Origin of the sequence: Rhizobium sp. SYY.PMSO (assembly GCF_046840415.1) — a bacterium.
Lineage (GTDB): Bacteria > Pseudomonadota > Alphaproteobacteria > Rhizobiales > Rhizobiaceae > Rhizobium.
In genome coordinates this window covers 262,068-275,593 of the sequence record NZ_CP177351.1, presented here as the reverse complement: position 1 = coordinate 275,593, position 13,526 = coordinate 262,068, and the positions used below count along the sequence as shown (strand labels likewise).

At 63.0% G+C, this 13,526-nt stretch carries 9 protein-coding genes; 6 read left to right on the top strand and 3 right to left on the bottom strand.

Going from position 1 to position 13,526, the window contains the following annotated elements; translation table 11 throughout:
* The first annotated feature begins 200 nt into the window (after nucleotides 1-200).
* Both ACJJVH_RS28020 and ACJJVH_RS28015 read left to right on the top strand, forming a co-directional pair.
* Nucleotides 201-785, top strand: a complete 585-nt coding sequence (locus ACJJVH_RS28020) for a protein-tyrosine-phosphatase (protein ID WP_113358549.1) — start codon at nucleotides 201-203, stop codon at nucleotides 783-785.
* Between the two features lie 219 nt (nucleotides 786-1,004).
* Nucleotides 1,005-2,156, top strand: coding sequence for an MFS transporter (locus tag ACJJVH_RS28015; RefSeq protein WP_113405351.1), 1,152 nt, complete (start codon nucleotides 1,005-1,007; stop codon nucleotides 2,154-2,156).
* A 155-nt stretch (nucleotides 2,157-2,311) separates the two neighbouring features.
* On the opposite strand, the gene ACJJVH_RS28010 is transcribed toward ACJJVH_RS28015, so the two are convergent.
* Nucleotides 2,312-3,601: an epoxide hydrolase gene (locus ACJJVH_RS28010; protein ID WP_162749168.1), complete on the bottom strand. Its 1,290-nt coding sequence runs from the start codon at nucleotides 3,599-3,601 to the stop codon at nucleotides 2,312-2,314.
* A 395-nt stretch (nucleotides 3,602-3,996) separates the two neighbouring features.
* Complete coding sequence (locus ACJJVH_RS28005) at nucleotides 3,997-4,506, bottom strand: cytochrome P460 family protein (RefSeq protein ID WP_112795129.1); 510 nt, start codon at nucleotides 4,504-4,506, stop codon at nucleotides 3,997-3,999.
* A gap of 342 nt (nucleotides 4,507-4,848) precedes the next feature.
* Here ACJJVH_RS28005 and ACJJVH_RS28000 point away from each other — a divergent pair, with 342 nt between their 5' ends.
* Together ACJJVH_RS28000 and ACJJVH_RS27995 are read left to right on the top strand one after the other, a co-directional pair.
* Nucleotides 4,849-8,550, top strand: coding sequence for an autotransporter domain-containing protein (locus tag ACJJVH_RS28000; RefSeq protein WP_412066730.1), 3,702 nt, complete (start codon nucleotides 4,849-4,851; stop codon nucleotides 8,548-8,550).
* Nucleotides 8,551-8,786: 236 nt separating this feature from the next.
* Entirely contained in the window at nucleotides 8,787-9,536 is a 750-nt protein-coding gene (locus tag ACJJVH_RS27995) for a 2OG-Fe(II) oxygenase (protein WP_412066729.1), read from the top strand.
* A 21-nt stretch (nucleotides 9,537-9,557) separates the two neighbouring features.
* Here the strand turns inward: ACJJVH_RS27995 and ACJJVH_RS27990 are convergent, their stop codons facing one another.
* Nucleotides 9,558-10,319, bottom strand: a complete 762-nt coding sequence (locus ACJJVH_RS27990) for a helix-turn-helix domain-containing protein (protein ID WP_412066728.1) — start codon at nucleotides 10,317-10,319, stop codon at nucleotides 9,558-9,560.
* A 169-nt stretch (nucleotides 10,320-10,488) separates the two neighbouring features.
* Here ACJJVH_RS27990 and ACJJVH_RS27985 point away from each other — a divergent pair, with 169 nt between their 5' ends.
* Together ACJJVH_RS27985 and ACJJVH_RS27980 are read left to right on the top strand one after the other, a co-directional pair.
* Nucleotides 10,489-12,747, top strand: coding sequence for a marine proteobacterial sortase target protein (locus tag ACJJVH_RS27985; protein ID WP_412066727.1), 2,259 nt, complete (start codon nucleotides 10,489-10,491; stop codon nucleotides 12,745-12,747).
* A complete protein-coding gene (locus tag ACJJVH_RS27980) occupies nucleotides 12,744-13,364 on the top strand; it encodes a class GN sortase (RefSeq protein ID WP_412066726.1) in 621 nt (206 codons plus the stop codon). The genes ACJJVH_RS27985 and ACJJVH_RS27980 overlap by 4 nt, the downstream gene beginning before the upstream one ends.
* Nucleotides 13,365-13,526 lie beyond the last annotated feature (162 nt).

Sequence of the window (13,526 nt, the reverse complement as noted above, 5' to 3'; positions counted from 1 at the left end):
AAAGGGGCCGTTCCATCTGCGAAGATACCGGCAGGCGGGTGCCGCTCGCAGCGGCTTCCTCGGGAATAGTGTCGACAATGCCCGGCATCGGCAGCATCCCTGCCCGCCGAGATCGGCAAAAGCACTTTCACTTCAGCGCGATGACGTTATATCGTACCGAGGTACTGCAAAATCTCGGGTTGATTTGAAGGATATAGAAAATGAGCGTGCTTTTTACTCCGGAACTTACGGTTTGTGGAATCGAGGAGCTACCGAACCAGCGCGCTCGAAGCGTTACCCATGTGCTTTCCCTGCTTGATCCAGAACTCCCGGATCTGGACGTCTTTCACTCCTATGGCGAGCATCATCGCACGACATTGCGCTTCCACGACATCATCGATGCCGCCCAAGGACGCGTGATGCCGCAACCGGAACATGTCGAAGCAATTCTGAAATTCGGCTCGGAGTTTCAGGCGCAACGGGACGCACAAGCCTCGAGCCATCTGCTGGTACATTGCCATATGGGCGTATCCCGCTCGACGGCGGCCATGCTTTCGCTGATGGCCCAGGCAAATCCGGGCGAGTCGGCCGAAGACCTGTTCGTCCGCCTGGTTGCCATCCGGCCGCAGGCCTGGCCGAACTCCCAGATGATTGGCTTTGCCGACGAGCAGCTTGGCAGGAAGGGCGATTTGAAAACCGCGCTTGCGCGCCATTACGCCCGGCAGATCAAGGCACGGCCGGAATTCGTCGAATGGATGACGAGTCTCGGCCGTCAGGCGGAGCTTGGCATGGCGAGCCTCGACTAACGCCCGCCATCGAGTTTGACCTCCGGCTGCCCCTTCTTCCAAGATGGACGAGCTTCGGGACAGCGTGAATCTCTGCGGCCAGAAGGCCCAGCTCCGGTACTGCGGGAGCCGGGCGTTTACGTTCGCCGGATCATTTGAGGCCGGTCGTATTGCCAGCGCTGGTTGCTTTCGGATAGACCCTGTCTATCTCACCTGTGTCCAGATTCTCCGGAGCCTCAAATGCGCCTTGAACCGCAGCAGCGGGTTTACGTCTGCTTTTTCCTCTTTGCGGTGTCGATCGGCGCGTTGCTGTCCCGCCTTCCCGACCTCCAGGATGCCCTAGCGATCGACAAGTCCGAGCTTGGCCTGACGCTGATCGGCGCCGCCATCGGCGCCCTGATATCGCTCACCTTCGCGTCGCCGATCGTGGCACGGCTTGGTGCGCGCAGGACGGCATTCATCACCGTGCTCGGGACCTCCGCATCCCTGGCGCTCGTGCCATGGATGGGAGCCGCTCCCCTGGTTTTCGCCGTGCTGTTTTGCGAGGGTCTGCTGGCCGGGGCGCTCGAAATCAACCTCAATGTCGAGATCGATCGCATCGAGGCGCAGCTCGGACGAGGCGTGATGAACCGCGCGCATGGTTTCTGGAGCCTCGGCTTTTTCGTCACCGCCCTCGTATCGTCGGCGGTCCGGCAGGCCGGCATTCCGATGCAACTGCACCTTGCCCTGACATTCGCCTTTGTCCTCGTCGTGGGTTCGCTGACCATAGCCGGCATGCGCAATACGCCGGCCCGCCCCACGCATGATCACGTCGACACCGGCCATATCGCCCTTCCGACGCTTGGATTGCTGCCGCTATGCGTGATCGGCATTGCCGCATTCCTCGTCGAGGGCGCCGGCATCGACTGGTCGGCGATCTACATGCGCGACGTCTTTCACGTCGAGCCGTTCATCGGCGGCCTCGGACTGACGCTGTTTACCTTTTTCATGGCGCTGGCGAGACTGTTTGCGGATCGGTTCGTCGACCGCTTCGGCTCCCGGTCAGTCGCGCTTTTCCTCCTGCTGCTTTCGACCGCCGGGCTTTGCGCCGTCTGGCTCGCGCCTCATCCCCATCTGGCGCTCCTGGGCTTTGCCTGCATGGGCGCCGGATGCAGCGCAGTCTATCCGCTTGCGGTTTCCGCGGCCGCCCAGCGCACCGACCGTCCGGCTCACGTCAACGTTGCCGCCCTTGGGCAAATGTCTTTCGTCGTCTTCTTCCTGGCCCCGCCGCTGCTTGGATTCGTCGCCGAGCATGCGGGTGTCCGCACCGCATATCTCGTGTGCATGCCGGTCATCCTGGCTGCGCTGATGGGCATCGGCTCGCTTTCGGCACGCCGCAACGCGTTTGCATAGGGGCCTTGCGCCCCTGCGGTGGGTAGGAAGCAGATCGGCAGTCCCCGTGCCATCGGGCCTCGCAAATACGGCCCGCCAAGGCGGCTCCTCTCGCAGGCGAACTTGGGGCATTGCTCGCCTGCGAGGTTTTCACCGGATAAGAGGCTGCGTTGCGCTTACCGCAGCGAGCGGAACGCAGCCCGGACTTCGCCGGTGAAAATCGTCGGCTGTTCCCAAGCCGCGAAATGTCCGCCGTTATCGGCCTCGTTGAAGTAGATCAGGTTGCCGTAGCAACGCTCGGTCCAGCTCCTCGGCGCCTGGTAGATCTCCCCCGGAAAGACGCTGACCGCGACGGGCAGGGTTGGAATCCGGATGGCGTTGAAGTTGTTGGAATGATCTTCCCAGTAGATCTGGGCCGCGGAGGTTCCGGTTTGCGTGAACCAGTAAAGCGAGATGTCGTCCAGCATCTCGTCGCGGCTCAGAACTTTTTCCGGGTGCTTGTCGCTGTAGGTCCAGGTCGCAAACTTGTCGTAGATCCATGCTGCGAGGCCGACCGGCGAATCGACAAGCGAGTAGCCGATGGTTTGCGGTCGCGTTACCATCATGTTCGCGTAACCCGAGCTGTCCCGATAGAATGCCGCCAGCTTGTCGAAGCAGGCGCGCTCCTTTTCGGTCAGGTTTGCCGGAGCCGGGTCGCCGGCGGCGAGAATATGGGCAATCTCCGTGGGAACGATGCCAGGCATGTTAAGATGGATGCCGAGCAATCCCGGCACGTTCTGGAGCGCCATGCGCTGGGAAATGACAGAGCCGCAATCTCCGCCCTGCGAAACGAAGCGCTCGTAGCCGAGGCGATGCATGAGCGTGCCCCATGCCCTGCCGATATGGTCCGACCCCCACCCCTTCGTCGTCGGCTTGCCGGAGAAACCGAAGCCGGGGATCGACGGCACCACGAGATGGAATGCATCTTCGGCCTTGCCGCCATGAGCCGTCGGGTTCGTCAGCGGATCGATGACCTTGAGCATTTCGAGGATCGAGCCCGGCCAGCCATGGGTCATGATCAGCGGCATTGCGTTGTCGTGCGGCGAGCGCACATGGATGAAGTGAATATCCAGCCCGTCGATTTCCGTCATGAACATCGGAAGGGAGTTGAGTTTCTGCTCCACCTTCCGCCAATCGTAGCCTTCGGCCCAATATCCAACGAGATCGCGCAGACGCTCCAGCTGCACGCCCTGGGAGTCGTCCGCAACGTTTTCCTTGAGCGGCCATCGGGCCATCGCGAGGCGCTGCTTCAAATCTGCGATCGCGCTGTCCGGGATATGGACCTTGAACGGCTTGATTCCGTCCGGCAAGGCTTCGGAGCCGGCGAGGGACATTGCCGGTTTCAGCATGGCGGCTGCTCCGGCGACGGCGGCTCCGGTCACGAAGGCGCGTCGGTTCAATGGGTATGAAAAAGGCGGCATCTGCATCTCCATAGGTTCGGGAGGTTTGTTGATTGCCGCGAAGTTTTGCGTGCCGTGTGTATCCCGGTTGTGTCTTCAACTGCGTCGAATTGTATCTTGCGGTGTCCGAACCGTCCAAAACTACAATGGAATACAGACCGGACATTTCCCGGTGTCGGCGGCAAACGCGACCAAATGGACAAGGCGCACCTTCACCGTTTTCGGCGGCAGCCCTGTTACCGGCATGGGATGGGATGGAACAATGGTCGCCTCGATACGACCGAGACCGGGATGCGGCGACAATCGCATCCCGGTCTCGGAATGAGCGGCTATCCCGGCGGGAGGGGAAGCCGTGGATAGCCGGCCAGCCCCAATGCGGCGCGCTCGGGCCGGCAATTCCAGTTCAGCGCAGTTGACGGGACTTACGGCGCGTAGCGCGTGAAGACGTAGTCGTGATCCTTCACATTGCCGACATGGCAGCTGAGACAGGTCTCGTGCTGAGCGATATCGACCGGCTTGCCGTTGACGAACCGTCCAAATCCCCAGCCGTGACTGTCGGGATATTTCTTCGAATCCTTCACCATGACCTGCACGGTAGTCGGCGTTCCCGGCACGGTTGCCGGCGCGAACTCCGTCGATTGCTTGCGCTTATAGGCAAGTTTGACAAGGATCGATCCATCCGGAAAAGGCAGGATGCCCTTCTTGTAGGCGTCGACGGCGATGTCATTGCCGAGCACCGCACGCAGCTCGTCGAGCGGCGGAGCCTCCTGCGCCGGCGCAATGAACCGCCAGTCCCGATAACCCTCCGGGATGGTCACGCCATAGATCGGCGAGGCGTTTTCCGGCGGCGCAACGGTCGGGGCGGATTGCGAGGCGGCGATGCCGACGGCAAGGCTTGAAACGGCAAATGCGCCAAGGAGAGCGAGCTTCATGTTTGACTCCGGCCAGATCGATGGTCTGGGTGGAGGATCGCGGCAAATTGTATCCGCCAAATTTCCGGAAACGGCCAAACTGTATCGAAGTGTAGCATCAAGGCACCCGACCTTCGCCGTCGCGACTCTCGGAAGGGCGCGGCTTCCACCTCGCAATCCGGCGAGGCCACTTGCCAGCTGTCATGCCGTGAAATGCCGGCCGGCCTTCATGATGGTCACGGAGGGTTGGAAATCGCGGCGCGTCGGCGCAGGAAACACCGAATTTTGAGCCGGGTTTACAGATCGTTAACCATAAATGCTGTTTCTAACAATGTGCAACAACACGTTGTAGGACGCTTTTCAATGCTGGCTGCTGCGCGCGCCGCCCTGCGCATATCGACCTTTCTCGTACCGATGTCGGCCTGCCTCGCCTCGGCAGCTGCCCTCGCGGCGTCTTTATCGTGGACGGGCGGGGTAGACAGCAACTGGAACAATGCGGGCAACTGGTCGGCCGCATCCGTGCCCGGCTCCACAGATTCCGTCACGATCGACGGCGGCGCCGTTGCCCCCGAAATCATAGCCGGCAGTTCCGCCTCGGCAGGCGATCTCACCGTCGGGCTCGATGGGGACGGTGCGTTGACGGTTCTCGGCTCGCTGCAGACCTCTTCCGCTTCGATCGGTTCGCATGCGGGTGCCGGCGGCGTTTTCGATCTGACCGGTGCCGCCGCGGACTGGCAGAACAGTGGCACGCTCCTGGTCGGCGACCAGGGAACCGCGACGCTCACGATCAGCGCCGGCGGTCAATATGAGGGCGGAGGGCCCGTCTATATCGGTTCCGCGGCCGGAAGCAGCGGCAGCATCGTCGTCAACGGCCAATCCTCGTTCACGCTTTCCGGCAGCCAGCCGCTGTTCGTCGGTTACAACGGGCAAGGCTCGTTCGATCTGGCCGATGGTGCCACGGCGAGCACCGGCGATGCAACGCTCGGATATGCCGCGGGAAGTTCGGGCGACGCGTCGGTTTCAGGCGCGGGAACAAGCTGGCTGATCGACGGGGACCTGATCGTCGGTGGCGACGGCACCGGCACGATCGTCATATCAACCGGTGCGACCGTTTCGAACGACAATGCAACGATCGGCCTTGGAAGCGGTAACGGCGCCAGTTCGGCGACGGTGTCCGGCCTGGGCTCTCAATGGACCACCAGCGGGCTTCTGACGGTCGGCTCCAGCGGAGACGGCGCGCTTTCGATCTATTCCGGTGCAACGGTGTCGAGCGGGTCTGCCATCGTCGGCCGTTTTGCCAGCGGTTCCGTCACCGTCGGCGGTGTCGGTTCGCTGTGGGATACCGGCGCGTTGCTGGTCGGCGGCGATCATGCCGATGCGGACAGCTCGGGTGCCGACGGCAGGCTCGACATCAGCACCGGCGGCGCGGTCACGAGCAGTTCGGCCGTCATTGCCGACGGGAAAAATTCGGCTGGCGCGGTGACGGTCGATGGCACCGGCTCGCACTGGGATATCAATGCCGACCTGACCGTCGGCAACGAGGGATCCGGCTCCGTGACCGTTTCCGGATCGGCAAGCGCCAGTGCGGCAACGGCGACGCTCGGCAAGGAAGCCTCGTCCAGCGGCACGCTCGTCGTCGTCGGCAATGGCAGCCATTTCGACATGAGCGGCGAGCTGCAGGACGGCGCGGCCGGAAGCGGATCGCTACAGGTCCTGGCGGGCGCAACCCTTTCGACGGGCGACGCATCGCTCGGCACCGGCGCGGGCGGCAATGGTCAGGCGCTTGTCAGCGGCGGCGGCAGCCACTGGTCGATCGACGGCGAGCTCGATGTCGGCAGCGCCAGCGGAGGCACGGGAAGCCTTGCGGTGTCGTCGGAAGGTGCGCTGACGAGCCAGAGCGCCAGCATCGGCACGTCTTCCGGCTCCAGCGGCTCGGCCACCGTCACCGGCGACGGCTCGACCTGGAGCAACCAGGGCGACATGATCATCGGCGATGCCGGAAGCGGCACGCTGGACGTCATCCAGGGAGGCACGGTCCACACGGCAAGCGCGACCATCGGCGATGCGGCGGGCAGCAGCGGCGCAGTCACCGTAACCGGAAACGGATCGACGCTTTCGGTCGACAACGGATTGACGGTCGGCAATGCAGGCGATGCCAGCCTCACCCTGAGCGGCGGCTCGACGCTGTCTGCCCCGAGCGTGACGATTGCGGCTCAAGCCGGTTCCACCGCCTCGGTCAATATCGGTTCAGCGCTCGGCCAGACGGCAACAGGCGCGGCGACGCTCGACGTCGATGCCATTCACTTCGGCAGCGGCAATGGCTCTCTCGTCTTCAATTTTGGCGGTACGCCGCAAACCGTGAATGCGGCGATCGACGGCAATGGCTCGCTCTATGTCGCATCCGGAGACGTGACCCTGACCGGCAATTCCAGCGCGTTCAGTGGCGTGACCTCGGTCTCCGGCGGCAGCCTGATCGTCGACGGCACGCTTGGCGGGTCGATCAATCTCAGCGGCTACGGCCTGCTCGGCGGTACGGGCACGGTCGGCTCGACCGTGGTGGGAGCCGGCGCGACCCTGTCTCCGGGCGACAACGGCATCGGCACATTGACGATCGACGGCGATCTGACCACTCAAAGCGGCTCGACCGTTCTCATTGAAAGCAATGACACCGCCGCCGATCGGATCGACGTTACCGGAACGGCCAGCCTGAACGGCGGAACGCTTTCGCTGGCCGGCAGCGGCCTGAAAGCCTTTACGAGCTACACCATTCTCTCCGCCGCCGGCGGAGTTTCCGGCAGCTTCGACACGATTAAGTCGAATTACGCTTTCGTCACCCCTGTTCTCGACTATTCCAGCGGCACGATCGATCTCACCCTGCAACGCAACGACACTTCCTTTGCGACCGCAGGCACGAATGCAAACCAGCGCGCGGCAGCGGGCGGCATCGAAAGCCTTGGAGCCTCGAACAGTCTGTACGATGCCGTCTCGGTATTGAGCATGGATGAAGCATCCGGAGCGCTGAAGCAGCTTGCCGGCGAAATTCATACGTCGCTCGCCGGGGTAGCCTTCGACAATGGCCGTTTTGTCCGCGATGCCGCCATCGATCGCCTTCGCGGCATGCAAGGAGGCATTGCCGTCAGCATCAAGCAGGCACGGGTATCGGGCGATGCCGGCCTTGCCTACACAAATGGCGACCGGCACGAGACGACGGCATCGGAAAAAGCCATCGACGGCATTCTCTCCGATCCCGCCAATGGCCTGGCCGCATTCTGGAGCGCGCCCTATGGAGGATGGACCTCCTCGGACGGCGGCAGCAGCAGCACCGGCGGCGTGCTGTTCGGCTTCGATACCACGCTTTACGACTCGGATTGGCGTGTCGGTGCGCTCGCCGGCTACGGCCGCAGCCGCTTCTCCCAATCCGGCGTCTCGGCCCATGCCGATACCGACAACTACAATATCGGGCTTTATGCCGGGCGAGAATGGGGACCGCTGGCGCTGCGGCTCGGAGGCACCTATAGCCTGCAATCGGTTTCCACCCTGCGCGACATCGACTTCTCCGGCTATGCGGATTCGCTGCGAGCCGATTATCATGCCTATACCGCGCAGGCGTTCGGCGAACTGGCCTACGAGATTTCCATGGGCGATACGCGCCTCGAGCCGTTTGCGAACGTGACGTTCACCGATGTTCGAACGAGCTCATTTTCAGAGCGCGGCGGTGCGGCCGCCCTGAGCGGCAGCGCCGATCAATCGGCAATTACCTTCGCCACGTTTGGCGCGCGGGCGGAGCGGGACATCGCCTTGGCGGACATGCCGGCAAAACTCTATGGCTCGCTCGGCTGGCGGCACGCATTCGGCGATCTGGATATCACCTCCCGCATGGCTTTCGCCGGCGGAGACATCTTCACCGAAAGCGGGACCGTGGTCGACCGGGACGCGCTGGTGGTCGATGCGGGCTTCGACATTGCGCTCAGCCAGCAGATTTCGCTTGCGCTGGATTATAACGGCAGCTTCGGCGCGGAGAACCGCGCACATCTCTTCCGGCTGCTGCTGCAGGCGCGTTATTGAGGCGCGGATAACGGCTATCCCGCCGTTGGCACCCCGCCGACCGCCTCATTCTCCTCACGGGCTTCGGAAACACATCCTGCATGTTCTGCAGCGTGCAAAAGCGTAAAGCGCGGACGACATCAATTCTCCCTCGCATTCCATCGGAAATCGGGTGGCTGCCGATCCGTTTCGGACGCTAGCATTCGAGGTCTCGCGGCCCCGGACGTATCGAATGCCGCTCAGACCGAGGACATGACATGCACACATCGACATCCACCATCGCTCCGATCCCCGCGGAACGTTCTGTCGCGGCGCGGGTCGACACCTATGATTGGCAGGCTCTTGCAGCAGAGCTTGACGGCTTCGGCTGCGCCATTCTCCCCAAACTTCTCGCACCGCAGGAGTGCGATGCGATCTCCGGGCTTTATCCGCAGGAACATCACTTCCGGAGCCATGTCGTCATGGCGCGTCACGGCTTCGGGAAAGGCGAATACCGCGACTTCAGCTATCCGCTGCCGGCGCTTTTGGCCGGGTTGCGCAGCACGCTTTACCCCCGTCTGGCCGGCATCGCAAACGGCTGGAACGAACGCATGGGCATCGCGCAACGCTACCCGGAGGACCACGCCTGCTTCCTGAAACAATGCCATGAGGCCGGCCAGACGCGCCCGACGCCACTGCTGCTGCAATACGTGCCGGGAGACTTCAACTGCCTGCACCAGGATCTCTACGGCGCGCTTGCCTTTCCCATCCAGGTCGCAATCCTGCTTTCCGAGCCGGGACGGGACTTTACCGGAGGCGAGTTCGTTTTGACCGAGCAGCGGCCGCGCATGCAAAGCCGTGCGGAGGTGGTGCCGCTTCGGCAGGGAGATGCCGTCGCTTTCGCCGTTCACAATCGCCCTGTGCGGGGAGCAAAGGGAAACTACCGTGTCAATCTCAGGCATGGCGTCAGCCGGGTCCGTTCCGGCATGCGCCATACGGTCGGCATCATTTTTCACGATGCCCGCTGACAGCGCACCCGCCGGCAGGTCTCAGCCGACGAAGCCGGCATAGCTCTCGCCGGTAATTCTGCGCATTATGGCGGAGTAGGCTTCGTGATTGCGGTCCCCTGCCGAGACACGCCCCAGCGACGGTTGCGCAAAAGCCGAGATCGGCAGCAGCGCCAACGGCGTCGAGACCGGCGTGAGATGCGAACCCTGACCGGCGCGCAACGTCGTCAGGAGACCGAACATCTCACCCGTTATGCTCGGCCGGGACAATATCGCCATGCGATACTGCCCGGACGAATTCGTCACGAGATAGATATGCCCCGACAGATGCGGAACGGATACCGAGCCTTGCTGTGAAAAAGACGCATCGCTGCGCTCGCGCTCCTTGAAGCTCAGGCGCGTGCTTTCTCCATCCCAGGCGATTTCCGTGCAATAGGCAAAGATCGCATCCGGATCGCCGAAGGACGGTCGAAGCGTCAGGTAGATGCCCTCGAGCCAGGACACCGAAGCGCGCGAATAGGCGCCGAGCTCTTCAGGAGCGTGGCCCGGCCTGTCGTTGATCGAAGACGATTGCGCGCCTCCCGCTTCGCGCAGAACCACGCCCATCGCCTGCTCCAGGCGGATGATGGTCGCAAGCGTGAAGGGCCGATGTCCGGAAAGAGCCTTCTCCAGCGTCGAAAGGCTGATGCGCGCGTCGTTGGCGAGACGCTGCCTGGAAATACGCCTCCGGGCGATTTCTTCGCGAACCCGCTCCGCCACGGCACTGTTCTGGTGATCGGATAGGTAGGGGTCGCCCTGGACCATTCATTCATTTCCTGATTGCGTAATTTTCTTCACAATTCCACACATGCCCGCCATCGACAAGACCGTTTACGGCAAGATGCGGACGAAACAGGGCAAAGCTTACGCTGGCGGGAAAATAGCCTTTGTTGACAATGGCTTCAGTCATTCCTCAACGAACAAGGAGCCTGTCATGTCAGCCCTGCCAAGCCTCTCGCGCCGTCAACATCGGCGAACCGTCCTCACAAGATTCGGCCTGCTATTATGGTTCAGCAATGCCATCCTGCTGCCGGTGCTTGCCGTCATCTTCGCCTTGCTGCACCCTCTGGAATCGCATGCACAGCCGGCAGCCTTCGTCACGCCGAACGAAATGGGCGCGGGCAGCCTTCTGCTGCAAACGACGCAGGACGGCAAATATATCGAGGCACCCCGGCTTGCGACCGATGTCGACATCGACGTCAACGGACCGACTGCACGGGCTGTCCTGACGCAGGCTTTCGAAAACTCGACCGACAAATGGGTCGAGGCCCTCTACGTCTTCCCTCTTCCCGAAGACAGCGCGGTCTATTCCCTGAAGATGATCGTCGGCAACCGTGTGATCGTCGCCGACATCAAGGAAAAACAGGCCGCCCGCGCCATCTACGAGAAGGCGCGCCGTGAAGGCAAGAAGGCGACCCTCGTGGAGCAGCAGCGCCCGAACGTCTTCACCAACGCGGTCGCAAATATAGGCCCGCATGAAAAGATCGTCGTGCAGATCGAGTATCAGCAAGCCGTGCGCCTGGCGGACGGCCGCTTCTCCCTGCGGGTTCCGCTGGTCGTCGCCCCGCGCTACACCCCGCAGGACACATCGCCCATTACACAGAATGCCGACCTGAAGGCCGGCTGGGGAAGCACCCGGGAAAGCGCCTCGCGCAAAGGCAGCGGCAAGCCCGTGTCCGCGCCGCTGATCGCTCCCGATAGCGACCGCACCAATCCCGTCACGCTCAAAGTCAACCTCAATGCCGGTTTCCCGGTCGACGATGTCAAAAGCCTCTATCACGCAGTCAGGATCGACAAGATAAACGACCAGGCACGCCGCATCGTTCTGGACGGCGATACGACGGCGGAGCGTGATTTCGTGCTCGAATGGAATGCGGTCGCAAGCAACGTGCCGAGCGTCGGCCTCTTCCGCGAACGCGTCGGCAAGGATGATTACGTACTCGCCTATGTAACCCCGCCGGCCGTAGCGACGCCGCAAAAGGCTGGCCGCGAAGTCGTCTTCGTCATCGACAATTCCGGCTCCATGGGCGGCACGTCGATCGAGCAGGCAAGGGCAAGCCTCGATTACGCCCTGTCCCGGCTGGAGCCGAACGACCGCTTCAACGTCATCCGCTTCGACGACACGATGACCAAGTTCTTCCCGGATTCGGTCGTGGCGACGGCTGACAACATTGCCAAGGCTCGCCGCTTCGTCACCAGCCTGGAGGCTGCCGGCGGAACCGAAATGCTGCCGCCGCTCCAGGCCGCGCTCGATGACAGCCATCAGGCCGACGGATTGCGCCAGGTCGTGTTTCTCACGGATGGCGAAGTCAACAACGAGCAGCAGCTTCTCGATGCGATCGCGGCATCGCGTGGACGCTCGCGCATCTTCATGGTCGGCATCGGCTCGGCGCCCAACACCTATCTGATGAGCCGCGCCGCCGAGCTCGGCCGCGGCAGCTTCACCCACATCGGCTCGGTCGCCGAAGTGAACGATCGCATGCACGCCCTCTTCGACAAGCTGGAGAACCCTGCCGTCACCAATGTCGCGGCGGTCTTTTCGGAAAAGAACGTCAGCCTGTCGCCGAACCTGCTGCCCGACATCTATCATGGCGAACCGCTCGTATTGGCTGCCCGAATGGGGAAGGCGGCCGGCACCCTGACGGTCAGCGGCATGGTCGGCGATCGGCCATGGACGATTTCGCTGCCGCTCGATCAGGCCAGCAATGCCAAGGGCATCTCAAAGATCTGGGCGCGCCGCCAGATCGACGATGCCGAGGTCAATCTCACCCTCGGCAAGATCACACAGACGGAAGCCGACAAGCGCATCCTTCGACTGGCGCTGGAGCATCACCTGGTCACCCGCCTGACCAGCCTTGTCGCGGTCGATACCAGGCGCCTGCGCCCGGCGAACGCGCCGCTGACCGAGGCCGACATTCCGCTGCAGCTGCCCGCCGGCTGGGACTACAACAAGCTCCTCGGCATCGGCACGGCCCGGAATGCGGAGGCTGACGCCGGACACCGCCAGGCAGCCGGCAACGCGCAAGGTGACGACGAGGCCGCCGAGCTTGAACCGATCTCCGCGGCACCTCCCGCCAGCGTTCCGCTGCCGCAAACGGCAACCCCGGCTACGCTGTTCATTCTCGAGGGATTGCTTGCCCTGCTGCTTGGCTCTTCGCTGCTGGCCTTCGTATCGAAAAGGAACAGGGCATGATCGCCGCCGTCCGGACCCAAGCCATCGGGAGCGCGCCAGCGCGCTCCCTTCTGACGCTGGCCGCCGCCATCTTGATAGCGGCCGGTCTCCTCCTTGCAGCGCAGGGCGGATGGATTTATGCCAAAGCCGCGCTGGCGCAGGTTCTGCTGGAGCGCGCCTTTGCCCGGAGCATGACGTCCGGCGTGCCGGTCAAGCCATGGAGCTGGGCCGACACCTGGCCGGTGGCGCGCATAGAGGTGCCGCGCCTTGGCGCCTCCGCGATAGCGCTGAAAGGCGCAAGCGGCCAGGCCCTCGCCTTCGGCCCCGGCCATCTCGACAATACGCCGCAGGCGGGCGAGGAAGGCACGGCGGTCTATGCCGCGCATCGCGACACGCATTTCAGTTTTCTCAAGGACATCAAGGAAAATGACCGTATCCGCATCACCCGCCGCGATGGCCGGATTTTCAGCTTCCGCGTCACCCATATGGCCGTCGCACGCTGGGACGAGGCCGAAATCGATACCAGCGCGCCCGGCGTTCATCTCGTGCTGGCGACCTGCTTTCCCTTCGACGCCGTGACGTCCGGCCCGCTTCGCTATCTGGTCTATGCCGATCTCGAAGAAGCTGCCGCACCTTGACGGTCTCAGAGAAATGGTGCGCTCGTCGCTTGCTGCCCGTGCGCGGAGCGTACGCCTTGGCCGGGTTCCACTTACCGCCAGCTCCCTGCGGCCCGAAATCAGGCCGACCTGTCGGATTCTGCCGGCACCGGAAACATGCAGGTTCCTTGTCGGCCCGTTTCA